Annotated in this window: 16 protein-coding genes; 8 read left to right on the top strand and 8 right to left on the bottom strand. The window is 70.9% G+C overall.

Annotation, left to right across the window (positions count from 1 at the left end; translation table 11 throughout):
- Positions 1-55: 55 nt before the first annotated feature.
- From BGO15_RS05510 to BGO15_RS05490, 5 genes are read left to right on the top strand one after another with little or no spacing between them, the layout of a single operon-like run.
- Entirely contained in the window at positions 56-1078 is a 1023-nt protein-coding gene (locus tag BGO15_RS05510) for a (R,R)-butanediol dehydrogenase (protein WP_045247806.1), read from the top strand.
- Positions 1075-1833 (top strand): SDR family oxidoreductase, encoded by a 759-nt coding sequence (locus tag BGO15_RS05505; protein WP_056207600.1) that lies wholly within the window; start codon positions 1075-1077, stop codon positions 1831-1833. The genes BGO15_RS05510 and BGO15_RS05505 overlap by 4 nt, the downstream gene beginning before the upstream one ends.
- Entirely contained in the window at positions 1830-2459 is a 630-nt protein-coding gene (locus BGO15_RS05500; protein ID WP_048809015.1) for a bifunctional 4-hydroxy-2-oxoglutarate aldolase/2-dehydro-3-deoxy-phosphogluconate aldolase, read from the top strand. Before BGO15_RS05505 ends, BGO15_RS05500 begins: the two co-directional genes overlap by 4 nt.
- Positions 2456-3400, top strand: coding sequence for a sugar kinase (locus BGO15_RS05495; protein WP_056207603.1), 945 nt, complete (start codon positions 2456-2458; stop codon positions 3398-3400). Before BGO15_RS05500 ends, BGO15_RS05495 begins: the two co-directional genes overlap by 4 nt.
- Positions 3401-3432: 32 nt before the next feature.
- Positions 3433-4221 carry an SDR family NAD(P)-dependent oxidoreductase gene (locus tag BGO15_RS05490; RefSeq protein WP_056207606.1) on the top strand — a complete coding sequence of 263 codons (789 nt, stop codon included), beginning with the start codon at positions 3433-3435 and terminating at the stop codon, positions 4219-4221.
- 19 nt (positions 4222-4240) lie between these two features.
- Here the strand turns inward: BGO15_RS05490 and BGO15_RS05485 are convergent, their stop codons facing one another.
- Together BGO15_RS05485 and BGO15_RS05480 are read right to left on the bottom strand one after the other, a co-directional pair.
- Positions 4241-5239, bottom strand: coding sequence for a LacI family DNA-binding transcriptional regulator (locus BGO15_RS05485; protein WP_235557440.1), 999 nt, complete (start codon positions 5237-5239; stop codon positions 4241-4243).
- A gap of 13 nt (positions 5240-5252) precedes the next feature.
- Positions 5253-6374 carry a Gfo/Idh/MocA family protein gene (locus BGO15_RS05480; RefSeq protein WP_056207612.1) on the bottom strand — a complete coding sequence of 374 codons (1122 nt, stop codon included), beginning with the start codon at positions 6372-6374 and terminating at the stop codon, positions 5253-5255.
- A 107-nt stretch (positions 6375-6481) separates the two neighbouring features.
- Between BGO15_RS05480 and BGO15_RS05475 the strand changes: the two genes are divergently transcribed.
- Positions 6482-7411, top strand: coding sequence for a sugar phosphate isomerase/epimerase family protein (locus tag BGO15_RS05475; protein ID WP_045247801.1), 930 nt, complete (start codon positions 6482-6484; stop codon positions 7409-7411).
- Positions 7412-7448: 37 nt separating this feature from the next.
- The gene (locus tag BGO15_RS05470; protein ID WP_056207615.1) at positions 7449-8612 is read left to right on the top strand and encodes a Gfo/Idh/MocA family protein; all 1164 of its coding nucleotides are present in this window, start codon (positions 7449-7451) and stop codon (positions 8610-8612) included.
- Between the two features lie 69 nt (positions 8613-8681).
- On the opposite strand, the gene BGO15_RS05465 is transcribed toward BGO15_RS05470, so the two are convergent.
- From BGO15_RS05465 to BGO15_RS05455, 3 genes are all read right to left on the bottom strand, one after another.
- The gene (locus BGO15_RS05465; RefSeq protein WP_048809012.1) at positions 8682-9572 is read right to left on the bottom strand and encodes an ATP-binding cassette domain-containing protein; all 891 of its coding nucleotides are present in this window, start codon (positions 9570-9572) and stop codon (positions 8682-8684) included.
- Complete coding sequence (locus tag BGO15_RS05460; protein WP_045247799.1) at positions 9569-10630, bottom strand: ABC transporter permease; 1062 nt, start codon at positions 10628-10630, stop codon at positions 9569-9571. Before BGO15_RS05460 ends, BGO15_RS05465 begins: the two co-directional genes overlap by 4 nt.
- A gap of 66 nt (positions 10631-10696) precedes the next feature.
- The gene (locus BGO15_RS05455) at positions 10697-11677 is read right to left on the bottom strand and encodes a substrate-binding domain-containing protein (protein WP_048809011.1); all 981 of its coding nucleotides are present in this window, start codon (positions 11675-11677) and stop codon (positions 10697-10699) included.
- A gap of 203 nt (positions 11678-11880) precedes the next feature.
- Between BGO15_RS05455 and BGO15_RS05450 the strand changes: the two genes are divergently transcribed.
- Complete coding sequence (locus BGO15_RS05450; RefSeq protein ID WP_056519390.1) at positions 11881-13062, top strand: Gfo/Idh/MocA family protein; 1182 nt, start codon at positions 11881-11883, stop codon at positions 13060-13062.
- Positions 13063-13118: 56 nt separating this feature from the next.
- Here the strand turns inward: BGO15_RS05450 and BGO15_RS05445 are convergent, their stop codons facing one another.
- The 3 genes from BGO15_RS05445 to iolG are packed head-to-tail and all read right to left on the bottom strand — an operon-like array spanning position 13119 to position 15991.
- A complete protein-coding gene (locus BGO15_RS05445; protein WP_056519387.1) occupies positions 13119-13892 on the bottom strand; it encodes a TIM barrel protein in 774 nt (257 codons plus the stop codon).
- 1 nt (position 13893) lies between these two features.
- Complete coding sequence (locus BGO15_RS05440) at positions 13894-14967, bottom strand: transaldolase family protein (protein WP_056207623.1); 1074 nt, start codon at positions 14965-14967, stop codon at positions 13894-13896.
- Between the two features lie 16 nt (positions 14968-14983).
- The gene (gene iolG / locus BGO15_RS05435; RefSeq protein ID WP_056207626.1) at positions 14984-15991 is read right to left on the bottom strand and encodes an inositol 2-dehydrogenase; all 1008 of its coding nucleotides are present in this window, start codon (positions 15989-15991) and stop codon (positions 14984-14986) included.
- Positions 15992-16007: the final 16 nt, after the last annotated feature.

Below are 16007 nucleotides of genomic sequence, written 5' to 3'. Positions count from 1 at the left end.
GTTCTCGGCCCGGATCGACTGTTACATTCGTCTTACGTCATACCTTTGGAGTGCCATGCGTACAGTGCAGTACCTCGGCGACGCGACCGTCGCCGTCGCCCATGTCGAACCCACCCCGCCGCCGCGCGGCTACGTGCAGATCGCCGTCGCGTACACCGGGCTGTGCGGCACCGACCTCCATGTCGTGCACGGAAGCATGGACTCCCGCGTGACGACCCCTCTCAGTTTCGGGCACGAGATGAGCGGCACGGTAGCCCGCATCGGCGAGGGCGTGTCGGGATGGCGGATCGGCGCACCCGTGACCGTCATGCCGCTCTCGTGGGACGGCACCTGCCCCGCCTGCCGTGCGGGTCACTCCCACATCTGCCAGAACCTCGACTTCATCGGCATCGACTCCCCCGGCTCGCTGCAGGAGTTCTGGAACGTTCCGGCGGAGACCCTCGTCGCCCTCCCCGACGGACTCCCGCTCACCCACGCCGCACTCGTCGAGCCGACCGCCGTCGCCGTGCATGACGTGCGACGGTCGGGTCTGCGGCACGGCGACAAGGCCGTCGTGATCGGCGGCGGGCCGATCGGAACGCTCATCGCGACGGTGGCGCGCCGGTTCGGCGGTGAGGTCGTGCTGGTCGAGCTCGATGAGCGTCGTCGCGCGCAGGCCGCCTCGCTCGGATTCACGACCCTCGATCCGACGAGCGTGGACCAGGTCGCGTGGATCGAGGAATGGACGGGCGGCGCCGGCGCCGATGTCGTCTTCGAGGTCTCGGGCTCGGCGGCTGCCGTGCGCGGGGCGACGGCGCTCGCGAAGGTTCGGGGAACTCTCGTCGTCGTCGCGATCCACGGCGTGCCGCGTGAGATCGACCTGCAGCGGGTGTTCTGGCGGGAGCTGACCATCGTCGGCGCCCGCGTGTACGAACGCGCCGACTTCGAGACGGCGGTCGAACTCCTCGCCGAGGGCCACATCCCCGCCGATGCGCTCATCACGCGCATCGTGCCGCTGAGCGAGACCGCCGCCGCCATCGCCGACCTCGAGCAGGGGCTCGCGATGAAGGTGCTCGTCGACGTGGCGGATGCCTCGTGAGCTCGCCGTTCGATCTCACCGGACGTACCGCGGTCGTCACGGGGGCGCGGCGCGGGATCGGCTTCGCGATGGCCCGCGCCTTGGCGACCGCCGGCGCGGACATCATCGCGGTGAGCTCGCAGATCGAGGAATCGGGCAGTGCCGTCGAATCGGTCGTGCGCGGCCTCGGGCGCCGGTTCCGCGCCCTGGCGTGCGACCTGTCCGATCGTGACGCCGTCGACCGCCTGGTCGGCGCACTCGACGAAGAGCGTGTCGACGTGCTGGTCAACAACGCCGGCACCATCCTCCGGGCGCCGGCGGCGGAGCATCCGATCGAGTGGTGGGACGAGGTGCTCGACGTCGACCTGCGCAGCCAGTTCGTGCTCGCCCAGGCGGCCGGCCGGGCCATGATCGAGCGCGGCACCGGGAAGATCATCTTCACGGCGTCGCTGCTGAGCTTCCAGGGCGGCATCAACGTACCCGGCTACGCCGCGGCGAAGTCGGGGATTGCGGGGCTGACGCGGGCGCTCGCGAACGAATGGGCGCCTCGGGGTGTCAACGTGAACGCGATCGCGCCGGGCTACATCGCCACCGACAACACCGCCGCGCTGCGCGCCGACGAGGAGCGGTCGGAGAGCATCCTCGCCCGCATCCCCGCGGGACGCTGGGGCACGGCCGAGGATCTCGGCGGCGCCACGGTGTTCCTCGCCTCGGCGGCGTCGGACTACGTGTCGGGCGTCGTGCTCCCCGTCGACGGCGGATGGCTCGGACGATGACGGGCATCCCCGGCACCATCCTTCCCGTGGTCACCGTCTCGGCGGAGGAGGATGCCGTGGAACTCGCTCGCGCCCTCGCCGCGGGCGGAGTACGGGCCATCGAGATCACTCTGCGCACACCCGAGGCAGCGGCCGCGATCCGCGCGGTCGCCGCGGAGGTGCCCGAGATCACCGTGGGAGCCGGCACCGTGACCGACGGCCGCTTCGCCCGCGCCGCCTGCCAGGCGGGCGCGGCCTTCCTCGTGAGTCCGGGGCTCAGCGAGAGCGTCGCCGCCGCCGCGCGCAGTCTCGCGGTGCCGTTGATCGCGGGCGTCGCGACGGGAACCGAGCTGATGCGCGCGGTCGGCATGGGGCTCGAGGTCGTGAAGCTCTTCCCCGCACACCTCCTCGGCGGCGCCGCCGCCGTCGACGCCTTCTCGGCACCCTTCCCCGGGCTGTCGTTCGTGCCGAGCGGCGGCGTCGACGCCGCGAACCTCGCCGACTATCTCGCACGACCCGCGGTCGGCGCCGTCTCGGGCAGCTGGCTCGTTCCCCGGGGACCCCTCGACGCCGACGCCCTCGCGGAGGTCACCCGACGCGCAGCCGCGGCGACGGAGACCGTGCGGCGCCTGCGGGGCGACGAATGAGCGCCGACCTCGTCACGCTGGGCGAGACCATGGCGCTCGTGCGCGCGACGGAGGTCGGCTCCCTCGAGCACGTCACCGGGATGCGGCTCTCGGTGGGGGGTGCGGAATCGAACGTCGCGATCGCTGCGCGGCGACTGGGCGCATCGGTCGCGTGGATCGGACGGGTGGGCGACGACGGCGCGGGACGGCGCATCACGCGGGAGCTGCGCGCCGAGGGCGTCGACGTGCACGCCCACGTCGATGACGGTGCCGGCACCGGGATGATGCTGAAGTCTCATCCGTCGGCGACGACGACCGAGGTGACCTACGGCCGACACATGAGCGCGGGCAGTCGCCTCGCTCCCGACGATCTTCCGGCCGACGTGTTCGCGACGGCGCGGATCGTGCACGTGACCGGCATCACCCCGGCACTGTCGGCGTCGGCGGAGTCGGCGATGTGGGACGCCCTCGACCGAGCGGATGCCGCACACGCGATCGTGTCGTTCGACGTGAACTATCGTTCCCGGCTCTGGCGGCACCGTGACCCGTCGACGCTCTACCGCGCCGTGACGGCGCGGGCGGGGATCGTCTTCGCCGGGCTCGACGAGGCACGGCTCGTGGTCGGCGACGGCACACCCGCGCAGGTGGCGCGGCGCCTCGGCGAGCTCGGCCCCGCGGCCGCGATCGTGAAGCTCGGCGCCGAGGGGGCCGTCGCCGTGATCGACGGCGCGGAGCTGTGGGTCCCCGCGGTCCCCGTGGCGGTCGTCGACACGGTCGGCGCCGGTGACGGGTTCGTGGGCGCCTATCTCGCAGCGACCCTCGCCGGCGCCCCGGTCGCAGAGCGGCTCGCCCTCGCAGCGCGGGTCGGCGCCGCCGCGTGCACGGGACCGGGCGACTGGGAGTCATATCCCCACGCCCGCGACCTCGCCCACGAGGGGCCGCTCGATCCCGTGCAGCGCTGACCCGGGACATCCGGCGCGCCTAGAGTGTGCGCATGACGATCACCTTCCGCGGTACCACCGCGCTCATCACCGGCGCGAGCGCAGGGCTCGGCACCGAGTTCGCCGACCAGTTCGCCCGTCGCGGCGCCGACGTGGTGCTGGTCGCTCGCCGGGCCGACCGTCTCGAGGAGATCGCGGCCGAGGTGCGCTCCCGCCACGGCGTCAGCGCCCACGTCGTTCCGCTCGATCTCACCGAGCCGGGCGCCGTCGCGTCCCTCGCGGACGAGCTCGAGGGACGCGGCATCCGCATCGACCACGTCGTGAACAACGCCGGCTTCGGCATGAAGGGCGCGTTCGCCGAGGCCGATGCGGAGCGCATCGACGCGCTCGTGCAGCTGAACGTGGCGGTGCTCACGTCGCTCACGCGGGCGTTCCTGCCGGCGCTCGTGGCCCGCGGCAGCGGCACGGTCATCAACATCGCGAGCACGGCCGCGTTCCAGCCGCTGGCGTCGATGGCGATCTACGGAGCGTCGAAGGCCTACGTGCTGAGCTTCACCGAGGCGCTCGCGCACGAGGTGCGCCCGCAGGGCGTGACGGTGCTGGCGGTGTGCCCCGGAGCCACCGCGACCGAGTTCTTCGACGTGGTCGGCGATGCGCGCGCCGCGGTCGGCGCCATGCAGACCCCGACCCAGGTGGTGGATGCCGCGTTCCGCGCCCTCGCCCGCCGGAAGCCGCCGTACAGCGTCGTCTCGGGCGTGCAGAACAAGACCGGTGCGGTGATCGTCGGCCTCGTGCCCCGGCGGGCGCGCGTCGCGCTGACAGCGGGGCTGCTCGAGCGCTGAGCGCGGAGCAGGGGCAGGCTCAGGACGGCGCGAGCCCGGTCGTGCCGCGCACGATCAGGGTCGGGGCCGAGGTGCGCGTCAGCCGTTCCGCATCGGGACGCGAGACCCGCTCCGCGGCGAGCTCGGCGGCCGCGCGTCCGAGCTCCGCGCCGTGCAGGTCGACCGTCGTGAGCGCGGTGCCGGGAGCCCGGCTCATCGAGCTGTTGTCGTAGCCGACGACCGACAGGTCGACGCCCGGCACCAGCCCCCGGTCGTGGGCGGCATCGAGCACCCCGAACGCCGCCTGGTCGTTGTGCGCGAAGATCGCGGTGGGCGGCTCCGGCCCGTCGAGCAGCGCCGCCGCGTCGATCGCGGCCTGCGCGCGCAGGTACGAGCTCGACGCCACCCGGGGTGCGAGGCCGGCTGCGCGCATCGCCGCCGCGTAGCCGCTTCCGCGCCCGCCGTAGCCGTCGCCGGGCGGGTTCGCGAGGAACGCGATGCGCCGGTGGCCGAGCCCGGCGAGATGCTCCACCGCGGCACGCGCGCCCGCCTCGTTGTCGGTGATCACCGCATCCACCGACGGGATGTCGCGTGCCACCGCGACGACCGGAACATGGCGCGAGACGGCCTGCACCGCGACATCCGGCAGCTGGAGGCCCACCCCGACGATCACGTCGACGCGGCTGCGCCGCAGCGTGTCGAGGGCCGCCGCATCGCCGCGGCCGTCGAGTGTGCCGACGGCCATGACCAGGCTCTTCCGGGCCGGCTCCACGACGGCGCGCACTCCGTCGAACACGTCGGCGAACACGTCGTTGTGGAGGTCCTGGATGAACACGCCGACCGTGCGCCCGCCCACGCCGGCGAGCCGGGCCGCGACCTGGTCGGGTGCGTAGCCGAGCCGCTCGCCGATCGCGAGGATGCGGGCGCGGGTCGCGGCGCTGACGCCAGCGGCGTCGCGGTAGGCGATCGAGACGAGCGCGCGGGAGACCCCCGCCTCGCGCGCGACGTCCTCCATCGTGACCCGCTTCACGTCACGCACCTTCCCGTGCTCCTCACACTGACTCCCACCGTAGAGTGCGCGACGACCGGCGCACCGCCTCGGCGATCGCGAACGCCTGCGCGCCGTCGGCGAACGTCGCGAGGTCTCCGCTGCGGTCGCCGCCGTCCGCGATGGCGCCCGAGATCGAGACCCATTCGTGCAGCACCGTGTCGTCCCAGCCGAGCACGTGGCCCGGCGCGTACCAGTTCGCCATGAGCGGATGCCCCGGCTCGGTCACCAGCACACGGCGGAACCCCTCGCGCTGATCGTCTCCCGAGTCGAGGAAGAGCTCCAGGCTGTTGAGATCCTCCATGCTCCACCGGAGCGCGCCGAGGGACCCCGTGAGGTGGACGAATTGATCGCCCTTCCGGCCGGTGGCGATGCGGGACACCCGCACGTCGGCGGTGACACCGCCCTCCATCGTGAACAGCGCCGCGTAGGAGTCCTCCGGGTCGGTCCCCACGCGCGCCGGGACGACACCGCCGCCGCTGAGCGTCTGCACGTTCGCGACCGCGCTCCGCGGCTCACCGACGAGCCAGCGCAGCAGATCGAGCACATGCGACAGGTCGAAGACCACGCTTCCGTCGATGGGGTCGTCGAAGCGCCACCCGGTTCGGTCGACCGGGCGTGACGCCCAGTCCTGCTCGTAGCCGAGCGAGACCGATCGCAGCGCTCCCAGCTCGCCGGACCGGAGCAGCCGGCGGGCGAACTGCAGCGCCGGCACGAAGCGATAGTTGTACGAGGCCACTGCGAGGGTCGGCGCGGCGGCCGCGGCATCCACCATCGCGGCGACGTCTTCGGCGCGGGTCGCGAGCGGCTTCTCGCACACGACGTGCCGGCCCGCGGCCAGCGCGGCGATGCTGGCGGGCGCGTGCACGGCGTTCGAGGCGAGGTTCACGACGACGCCGACGTCCGGATGGGCGACGACCCGCTCCCAGTCGTCGGTCGACTCGCGGAAGCCCCAGGTGGCGGCCGCAGCCGAGGTGCGTGCCGCATCCCTCCCCGCCACGACGACGAGGTCGACGCCGTGGGCGCGTCCCGTCAGCACATCGAGGCGCCGCAACGCGCTGACATGGGCGCGCGCCATCCAGCCCGTACCGATGACTCCGACGCCGAGACGCGTGCGTGCGGTCATGCCCACTCCTCTCACGACGAGCATCGCCCGCCGTCGCTCTTGCACACAGACCTAGAGCGCTCTAGATTACCCTTTGTCCGTACAATAACAACCCGAAAGGAGTGCCGGTGAGCACCCCTGACAACGACGTCGCCGCTCCACGCGTCGGCATCGCCCCCGACTCCTGGGGCGTCTGGAACGCCGTCGACGACCGCCAGCCCCCTCCCGAGCAGTACCTGCGCGAAGTACAGGAGGCCGGCTACCACTGGACCGAGCTCGGCCCCTACGGCTACCTCGGCACCGAGGCATCCGCTCTCGCCGACGACTTCGCGGCCCACGACCTCGCCCTCTCGGCGGGAACCGTGTTCACCCACCTGCACCGGTCGCCGGAGGAGGTCGAGAACGCGTGGCGCGACGTCACCGAGGTGGCGCGACTGGTCACCGCGCTCGGCGGTGAGCACGTGATCACCATCCCCGGCCTGTGGGAGCGCGACGCGAACGACGACGTCGTGGGCGCCCGCACCTTCACGGCCGACGAATGGGGCACCTTCACAGCCGGGCACGACGAGATCGGCAAGCGCCTCTGGGAGGAGTTCGGCCTCCGCCAGCAGTTCCACTCCCACGCCGAGAGCCCCATCGGCTCGTACCTCGAGGTGGTGCGCCTGGTCGAGAACACCGACCCGCGGTACACGAACCTGTGCCTGGACACCGGGCACCTCGCGTACTACTGGGGCGACAGCGTGCGCCTCATCCGGGCCTTCCCCGACCGCATCGGCTACCTGCACCTCAAGCAGGTCGAGCCCGACCTGCTGGCGCACGTGCTCAAGAACGAGATCTCGTTCGTCGAGGCCGTCACCCGCGGCGTCATGGTCGAGCCGCCCCACGGCGTGCCTGACTACGGACCTGTGCTGCACGAGGCCGCCCTCGCCCACCCGGGCGTGTTCGCGATCATCGAGCAGGACATGTACCCCGTCGGCGACTTCGCCGCACCCCTCCAGATCGCGCGACGCACGCGCGAGTACATCACCGGATGCGGCGGCCCCGCACGCTTCCGCTGACCCCGCCTCGACACCCATCACCCAAGGAGAACCACCCATGTCCACCCCCATTCGTGTCGGCGTCATCGGCGCCGGAATGGCCGGCCAGGCGCACGCCTTCGGCTACCGCAACGCGATGATGGCGACCAGCTCGCCGCTCTCAGTCGAGCTCGTCGCCATCGCCGACCCCAACCTCGCCCTCGCCCAGTCGGTCGCGGACCGCTACGGGTTCGCGAGCGCCACCGCCGACGTCGACGCGTTCATCGCGAGCGACGTCGACGCCATTAGCGTCGCGCTTCCGAACTTCCTGCACGCCGAGGTGCTGCCCAAGGTGCTCGCCTCCGGCAAGCACGTCTTCGCCGAGAAGCCCATCGGTCGCACCCCGGCGGAGTCGTCGCACCTGCAGGCGCTGGCCGAGGCCTCGCCCGCCGTGACCGGTGTCGGCTTCTCGTTCCGCCGACTGCCCGGCCTCGCCGCACTCGCGCGTGCGGTCGCCGACGGGCTCGTCGGAGACATCCACACCGTGCGCGGCTGGTACAACGCCGACTACGCGGCCGACCCGGCCGGCGCGCTCTCGTGGCGCTTCTCGCAGGAGCAGTCGGGCGGCGGCGCGCTGCTCGACATCGGCGCCCACGCGATCGACGCCGTGCAGTTCGTCGCCGGACGCATCGCGGAGGTCTCGAGCGCGTCGCTGCGCACCGTGATCACCGAGCGACCCCTGGCGACCGCGGGCGCGATCGGCCACGGGGCATCCGGATCGTCCGAGAAGGGAGCGGTCACCAATGACGACGTCGCTCTGCTCGGGGTGACGCTCGACTCGGGCGCCATCGGGCAGATCGCGCTCAGCCGCATCGCCGCGGGGGTTCCGAATTCGCTCGGCGTCGAGGTGTTCGGCTCCGCGGGCAGCGCCGTGTTCGACTCGATCTCGGCGGGCGAGTTCCACCTCTTCGAGAACGCGACGTCGCCGGCCGCCTACAACGGTCCGCGCCGCATCTTCACCGGGCCTGCACACCCGTACTTCTCGGATGTCGCCGCCATGCCGGGCGCCGGCGTGGGCACCGGCTACGCCGAGGCGTTCGTCGCGGAGATCCAGGAGTTCCTCCGGGCCATCACGAACGGCACGCCGATCGACACGGACTTCGCCACCGCCACAGCGATGATGAACGTCGTCGGTGCGGCGTTCGAGTCGGCACGCACGCGAGGCCCCGTCCCGGTCGCCTGACCTCCGGGAACAACGAACCCCCTCCCCGATTCGGGGAGGGGGTTCGTGCTTCTGGGAACGCCAGCGCGATCAGGCGCGGATCGACGAGATCTCGTGGGCGAGGGACTCGAGCTCGGCACCGCCGGCCATCGCCTGGATGAGTTCCTCGAGCTGCACCTTGCCCCGCTCGAACTCCGCGAGCAGCCGGCCGCGGTTGAGCAGGTAGAACCGGTCGCCGACCATGAAGGCGTGGTGCGGGTTGTGCGTGATGAACACGACGGCGACGCCGCGGTCGCGCGCCGCGAGGATGTACTTCAGCACGATGCCCGACTGACGCACACCGAGAGCGCTCGTCGGCTCGTCGAGGATGAGCACCTTGGCACCGAAGTGCACGGCCCGGGCGATCGCGACGGCCTGGCGCTCACCGCCCGAGAGCGTGCCGATCGGCTGGTCGGTGTCGCGCAGGTCGATTCCCATCTGCTTGAGGGCGGACTTCGTGACGTCCTTGGCGTTCTTCACGGAAAGGAGTCCGAGAGCCTTCGGGCCGCTGACGGGCTCGTTGCCGAGGAAGAAGTTGCGCCAGATCGACATCAGGGGAACCGTGGCGAGGTCCTGGAACACCGTCGCGATTCCGCGCCCGAGCGCATCGCGCGGCGACGAGAACTCGACCGGCTCGCCGTCGAGCGTGACGGAGCCCGAGCTCGGCTTGTGGACGCCCGACAGGATCTTGATCAGCGTGGACTTGCCGGCGCCGTTGTCGCCGAGGACGCACGTGACGGTGCCCGGGTCGACACGGAGGCTGATGTCGCGCAGCGCGATCACGCTGCCGAAGGTCTTGCCGACCTTCTTCAGCTCGAGGGCGGCCTGAACTCCGGTGGGAAGCTCGTGCGCGTTCTCGGCCGCGGCTTCTTCGACGGCCGCGACGATCTCCTGGTCGGCGACCGCGTTCGTCTCGTCCTGAGGCTCGTTGACGGTGCTCATTTCTTGCGACCTCCCTGGGCGCGACGCGAGATGGTGATGTTGATCAGCACGGCGGAGAAGAGGATGACGCCGAGGAACGTCGACACCCAGTCCTGGTCCCAGAGCGCGTAGGGGATGCCGATGGCCGCGAAGCCCATGATCAGCGCACCGATCGAGGCTCCGATCGCGGAGCCGGCGCCACCGGTGAGGAGCGTGCCGCCCACCGCCGCGGCGATGATGTAGTAGAACTCCTGGCCGACACCCTGGCCGGCCTGCATGCCGCGAAGACGCAGCAGGAACATGATGCCGACGAGCGATGCGGACACCGAGGTCATCACGAACAGGGTGATCTTGGTGCGGTTCACCGGGACGCCGGCGTTGCGCGCGGCGTTCGCGTCGCCGCCCGAGGCGAAGATCCAGTTGCCGAAGACCGTGCGGGTGAGCAGAAGCGTCGCGAAGATCGTGATCACGAGCCACCACACCAGGGAGATCTGGAACTGGGTGCCGGCGACGTCGAAGGTCGAGGAGAACAGCGACCTGGCGGAGTCGAACCCATCCCCCTGGTCGACGCCCGAGACGCGGACCGTGCCGGTGAGACCCTTCGTGATGGCGAGGTTCGCGCCCTTGAGCACGAAGAAGGTGCCGAGGGTGACGATGAAGGACGGGAGCGCGGTGCGGATCACCAGGATGCCGTTGATGAAGCCGATCACGGCGGCCATGACGACGGTGGCCGCGATGGCGGCCCAGACGTTCCAGCCGAGCTGAGTGATCAGCAGACCCGCGAACAGGCCCGACGTTCCGACCATGACGCCCGAGGAGAGGTCGAACTCGCCGCCGATCATGAGGAGTGCGACGAAGACCGCGACGATGCCGACGGGGGCCGCGAAGTCGGTCCAGCCGGCCGCGCCCTCGAGGGTCGCGAACTTGCCGGTCGTGTCGACGAAGGTGAAGAGGAGGAAGATCGCGACCGCGCCGATCAGTGCGCCGAGCTCGGGGCGGCGGAGCGTCTTGAGGTACCAGGGGGTGCGGCTCACGCGTTCATCGACCGCGATGTTGCTCGTGTTCGTGAGGAAAGACATGTTGTGGCTGCTCTCTGAAGAAGGGCGGCGCGCCCGTCATGGTGACGAACGCGCCGCCCGGAGGGACTAGCGGGTGCCGGCCTGGACCGAAGCCTGGACCGCCTGGACGTTGTCCTTGGTGACGAACGCCGGACCGGTGTAGACGGGGTTGCCGCCACCGACCTCGATCGCGTCCTTCACGGCCAAGTACAGGAGCTGCACGGCGAGGAAGCCCTGCGCGTACTGCTGCTGGTCGATCGCGAAGGCGAGCGTGCCCGCGCTGATCGCCTTGAGGGCGTCGTTCGACAGGTCGACGGTGCCGACGACGATCTTCGGGTTGACGGCCTGCACGGCGGGGAGCACGGCTCCCGTGGCGACGTCGGCGTTGAGGGCGAACACGCCGTCGATCGTCGGGTCGGCCTGGAGGGCCGCCTGGATCTTCGCCTCTGCACCGGTCAGGTCGGCGAGCGCGCCGTCGACGTTGAACTGCTGCACGGTGCCCTTGAAGGTCTTCGCGGCGCCGTTGCATCGATCGGTGAGCCCGGAGTTCGCGGCCTCCTGGATCGGGCAGAGGATCTTCTTGAGGCCGAGGTCGTTGAACTTCAGACCCGCCTGCTCACCCGCCACGGTCTCGTCCTGACCGACGTGGGTGAAGGCGCCGAGATCCTTGTAGACATCCGAACCCGAGTTCAGGGTGAGGGTCGGCAGGTTCGCCGCCTTCGCCGCGAGCATCGCGTCCTTGATGGCGCCCGGGTCCGGAGCCGATGCGCCGATCGCCGAGCAGCCGCCCTTGACTCCGGCGGAGATCGTCGAGGCCTGCTTGGCGGAGTCGTTCGACGAGCCCTGGTAGTCCAGCGTGACGCCGAGCTGCTTGGCGGCGTCCTCCGCTCCCTTCTGCACGACGGACCAGAAGGTCCCGCCGTCACCGTGCGTGTAGATGCAGATCTTGATCGACGCGTTCGCCGCGTCTGCGGTTGAGCTGCTCGAGGCCTTCCCCGAACAACCTGCGAGGGCGAGAGCGAGGACCGCCACGCCTGCCGCCATGATGGCGAGCTTCTTCTTGACCAACTCTGGTGCTCCTTCTCTTCGTTGAGTGAGTGCGGACGGGCTCTGGGACCGACCCGTGAATGAGAGTATGTCCGATCAAATGAACGATGTCCAGCATTTCTCGACAATTTGTTCTTACATTCTGTCAACTAGCGCGTAGGCTGGCCACAGACTCGCGCGGGAACCCCGCCCGCGCACCGATGTCGATCCAAAGGAGGACCGAGATGACCACGCGCACGCCGCTCGGCGTAGGCCTGATCTCCGTCGGGTGGATGGGACGGCTGCATGCCCGCTCCTACCTCGCCGCCGGCCAGCACTACCCCGACCTGACCTATGCGCCGCGCCTCGTCGTGGCCGCCGACCCCGATGCCGGCGGACGCGAGTACGCGACCGACGTTCTCGGATTCGACCGCGCCGTCGCCGACTACAGCGAGGTGCTGGCCGACCCGGAGGTCGACGTGGTGTCGATCTGCTCGCCGAACTTCCTCCATCACGAGATCGCCCTCGCCGCCATCGAGGCGGGAAAGCCGTTCTGGATCGAGAAGCCCATGGGACGCGGTGCTGTCGAGTCCCGCGAGATCGCCGAGCGTGCCGAATCAGCTGGACTGGTCACGTCGGTGGGATTCAACTACCGGCACGTGCCCGCCGTCGCCCGCGCGCGCGAGCTGGTGCGCTCGGGGGCCATCGGCACGATCACGAACGTGCGGGTCTCGTTCCTCGCCGATTACTCGGCCGACCCCGCCGGAGCCCTGACCTGGCGGTTCCTCACCGCCCGCGCCGGCTCCGGAGTCCTGGGCGATCTGCTCTCCCACGGTGCCGACCTCGCCCAGTACGTCGTGGGGCGCATCACCTCGGTGAACGGGCTGACGGCGACCTTCATCCCCGAGCGCCCCCTCCCGGCAGCGGGTGCCGCCAGCCACTTCTCGAAGGGTTCCGAGGACGGCCCCCGCGGCGCCGTCGAGAACGAGGACTACGCCGCACTTCTCGCGCGATTCGAGGGAGGCGCCGTCGGTGTGCTCGAGTCCAGCCGCGTCGCGATCGGTCCGCGTGCCGAGTACGTGCTCGAGGTGTACGGCACCAAGGGCTCCCTGCGGTGGGACTTCCAGCGCCTGAATGAACTGCAGATCGCCGACGATCCGTCGGGCTATCGCACGGTCATGGCAGGTCCCGAGTTCGGTGACTTCTCACGATTCCAGCCCGGCGTCGGCACGAGCATGGGATTCGACGACCTCAAGGCGATCGAGGCATCGCTGTTCCTGCGCTCGGTGGCAACAGGCACGCAGCTCGCCCCCTCCGCCGCCGACGCCTGGGCCGCCGCCGAGATCGTCTCCGCGGCGCTGCGCTCCGCGGAGACCGGCGGCTGGGTCGAGGTGCCCGAGGTCGACGGCGAGACCACGTTCGGCTGAGGCATGACGAGAGGGGCCGGTGAGCGAACCGCTCACCGGCCCCTCTCGTCATCAGCTCAGGCGAAGGCGCGTCGGAAGGCGTCGAGAGCGTCGTCGCTCGATCCGCTCGCCCAACTCTCCAGCCCCACCACGCCGTCATACGCGATCGCGGCGAGCGCATCGCCGATCGCACGGTAGTTGATCTCACCCGTCCCCGGCTCCTGTCGACCCGGGACGTCCGCCACCTGGATCTCGCCGATCCAGGGCTGCGCGCGACGCACGAGCTCGATGAGGTTCCCCTCGCCGATCTGCGCGTGGTAGAGGTCGAGGTTGAGTCGCAGCCCGGGGCTGTCGACCGCGGAGACGAGCGCGAGGGTGTCCTCGGCGCGGGCGAAAGGTGTGCCCGGGTGGTCGACGGCGGTGTTGAGGTTCTCGAGTGTGAACACCCGCCCGGCGCGCTCCCCGAGCTCGGCGAGACGGCTGAGCGTGTCGGCCGCGATCAGCCACTCGGCGCCGGTGACGACGTCGTGCGGCACGACGGGCAACCCGTTCGGGTCGAGTCCCGTGCCGTGGAGGTTCAACCGCGGCGAGTCGATGAGCTCAGCGGCCCGAAGGGACTCTTCGGCAGTCGCGAGCAGTTCGGCGATGCCGTGCGGCGTCGTGAGGTCGCCGCGCAGATATCCCGTCATCGACGAGAAGGTGGCACCCGTGGCGGCCAGCTCCGAGAGGTCCTTCGTGCTCCAGTCCCAGATCTCGACCTCGAAGCCGAGTTCGTGGATGCGGCGCACCCGATCGACGAACGGGAGGTCGCGGAAGAGCATCTCCGCGGAGGCCGCGAGACGGACGGGCATCTCAGGCCGCCGGCACGAGGATGTCGCGCACGAGCGCGTCGAGCTGGGCGTCGGCCTCGAGGAACTGCCGCAGGGTGTTGCGGGAGGCGCCGAACGTCGCGAACTCCTCCGGCGCGAGCCCGTCGGGCTCGTACGCGCGCCGGAACTCGCTGAGCGTCTCGAGCTCGGCGAGGATGTCCGCCGCAACCGGCACGTCGATGCGGTCGGCCACCGCGATGCGGTTCTCGTTGATGCGAGCCTGCCAGTCGAACGGCGGCGAGACGACGAGGTCGCCCCCGACCAGCTCCGACCACTGCAGCGCGTTGCGGAAGGCCGCCGAGAGGATGCGGCTGCGGTATCCCCGCTCCCGGAAGAGGTGATGCGCCCGCTTGAGAGCTGCCACTCCCGCCCAGTCGAGCACCCCGGGGGTGGTGAGGATCCGCTGCGCGTTCGCCCACTTCTTCAGCCAGTCATCGAGACGACCGCCCATGATCGTGACGACGTGACCGAACTCGCGCTCCTCGAGCCCGTCGGCCGCACGCCGGTCGAGTGCCCGCTCGAGCGCTGCTCCGACGGCGAGCGCCTGCGGCACCGTGAAGCTCAGCGTCGCGTTGATGCTGACGCCGCGGTACGCGGCCTCCTCCATCGCGGCCACGCCCGTCGCGGTCGCGGGGATCTTCACGATGATGTTCGGCGCGAGCGTCGAGAACTCGACCGCCTGGGCGACGAGGGCATCGCGATCGCGGTGGAGCCGCGGGTCGGTCTGGATCGACAGTCGCCCGTTGCGTCCGCCGCTGGCGGCGAAGGCCGGTTCGAGCAGCCGCGCCGCGGCCACCGACAGCTCGCGCACCGCCGCCCACCCGAGCTCCGACTCGCCCCACGTCGGATGCTCGTCGGCGAGCTCGCGCAGGCGGGGACCCCAGACATCCGGTCGCTTGGTGATCGCGGTCAGCGCGATGACCGGATTGCAGGTGGCTCCGACCGCGCCGAAGGCGATGGACTGCGCGAGCTCGTCGGGGTCGGCCGAGTCGTTCCAGAGCGAGGTGGGGGTGGTCGCGGCCGCGCGGGCGAGCGGGGCGTCGGTGTCGATGGTCATGGTGGATCCTCGGGGGTCAGGAAAGGTCGACAGGCACGATGACGCGCTCGGTCGCCGAGCGCTGCGCCGCGTCGGCGAGAACGAGCGCCGCACGGCCGTCCTCGAAGGTGGGGCTGGTGGACGCCTCGCCGCGGGCGAGCTTGATGAACTCGTGCAGCTCCGCCGCATAGGCGTCGGCGTAACGCTCGAGGAAGAAGCTCTGATACGGCGGACGGGCTTCGACGGCGGCGGCGCCCGAGACGCTCACGAGGCTCGTGGGCATGTTGGCGACCGACAGCGAGCCGAGCTCACCGAACGCCTCGATGCGCTGGTCGTATCCGACCGCGCTGTGGCGGGAGTTCGTGATCGAGACGATCGCCCCCGAGGCGGACCGCAGCGTGATGACGGCCGTGTCGAAGTCGCCGTGCTCGCGGGCGCCCGGGTCGAAGGTGGTGGTGCCCGTCGCGCTCACCTCGACGATGTCGGGCAGGAAGAAGCGCGCCATGTCGAAGTCGTGGATCGTCATGTCGCGGAAGATGCCGCCCGAGATGCCGACGTAGGCGGCGGGCGGTGCCGACGGGTCGCGGCTGATGATCGACAGCTGCTCGAGCGCACCGATCTCGCCCGCGTCGACCCGTGCCCGCACCTCGGCGAACGCCGGGTCGAAGCGACGGTTGAAGCCGAGCGCGACCGGCACGCCGGATGCCGCGACGCGGGGGCGCAGCGCGTCGACGCGGGCGATGTCGAGATCGATCGGCTTCTCGCACAGCACGGCGATGCCCGCGTCGATCGCACGGGCGATCAGGTCGACGTGCGTCGGCGTCGGGGACGCGATGAGCACCGCGTCGAGGTCGCCGGCGGTGAACAGCTCCTCGGCGTCAGCGGTCGCGATCGCGCCGTACGTCTCGGCGACGGCGCGGGCGCCGTCGATGAAGGGGTCGGCGACGCGCGCCAGCACGGCGTCGGCATCGGCGGCGATGCTCGCTGCGTGCACCTGGCCGATCCGGCCGGTGCCGATCAGACCGAAGCGGAGAGGGGTCGTCATGGTGGTGTCCTCGAAG

Source organism: Microbacterium sp. 71-23 (assembly GCF_001897265.1).
Taxonomy (GTDB): domain Bacteria; phylum Actinomycetota; class Actinomycetes; order Actinomycetales; family Microbacteriaceae; genus Microbacterium; species Microbacterium ginsengisoli.
Note: the sequence above shows the minus strand (reverse complement) of the source record. Positions and strands in the feature narration are given on the sequence as shown.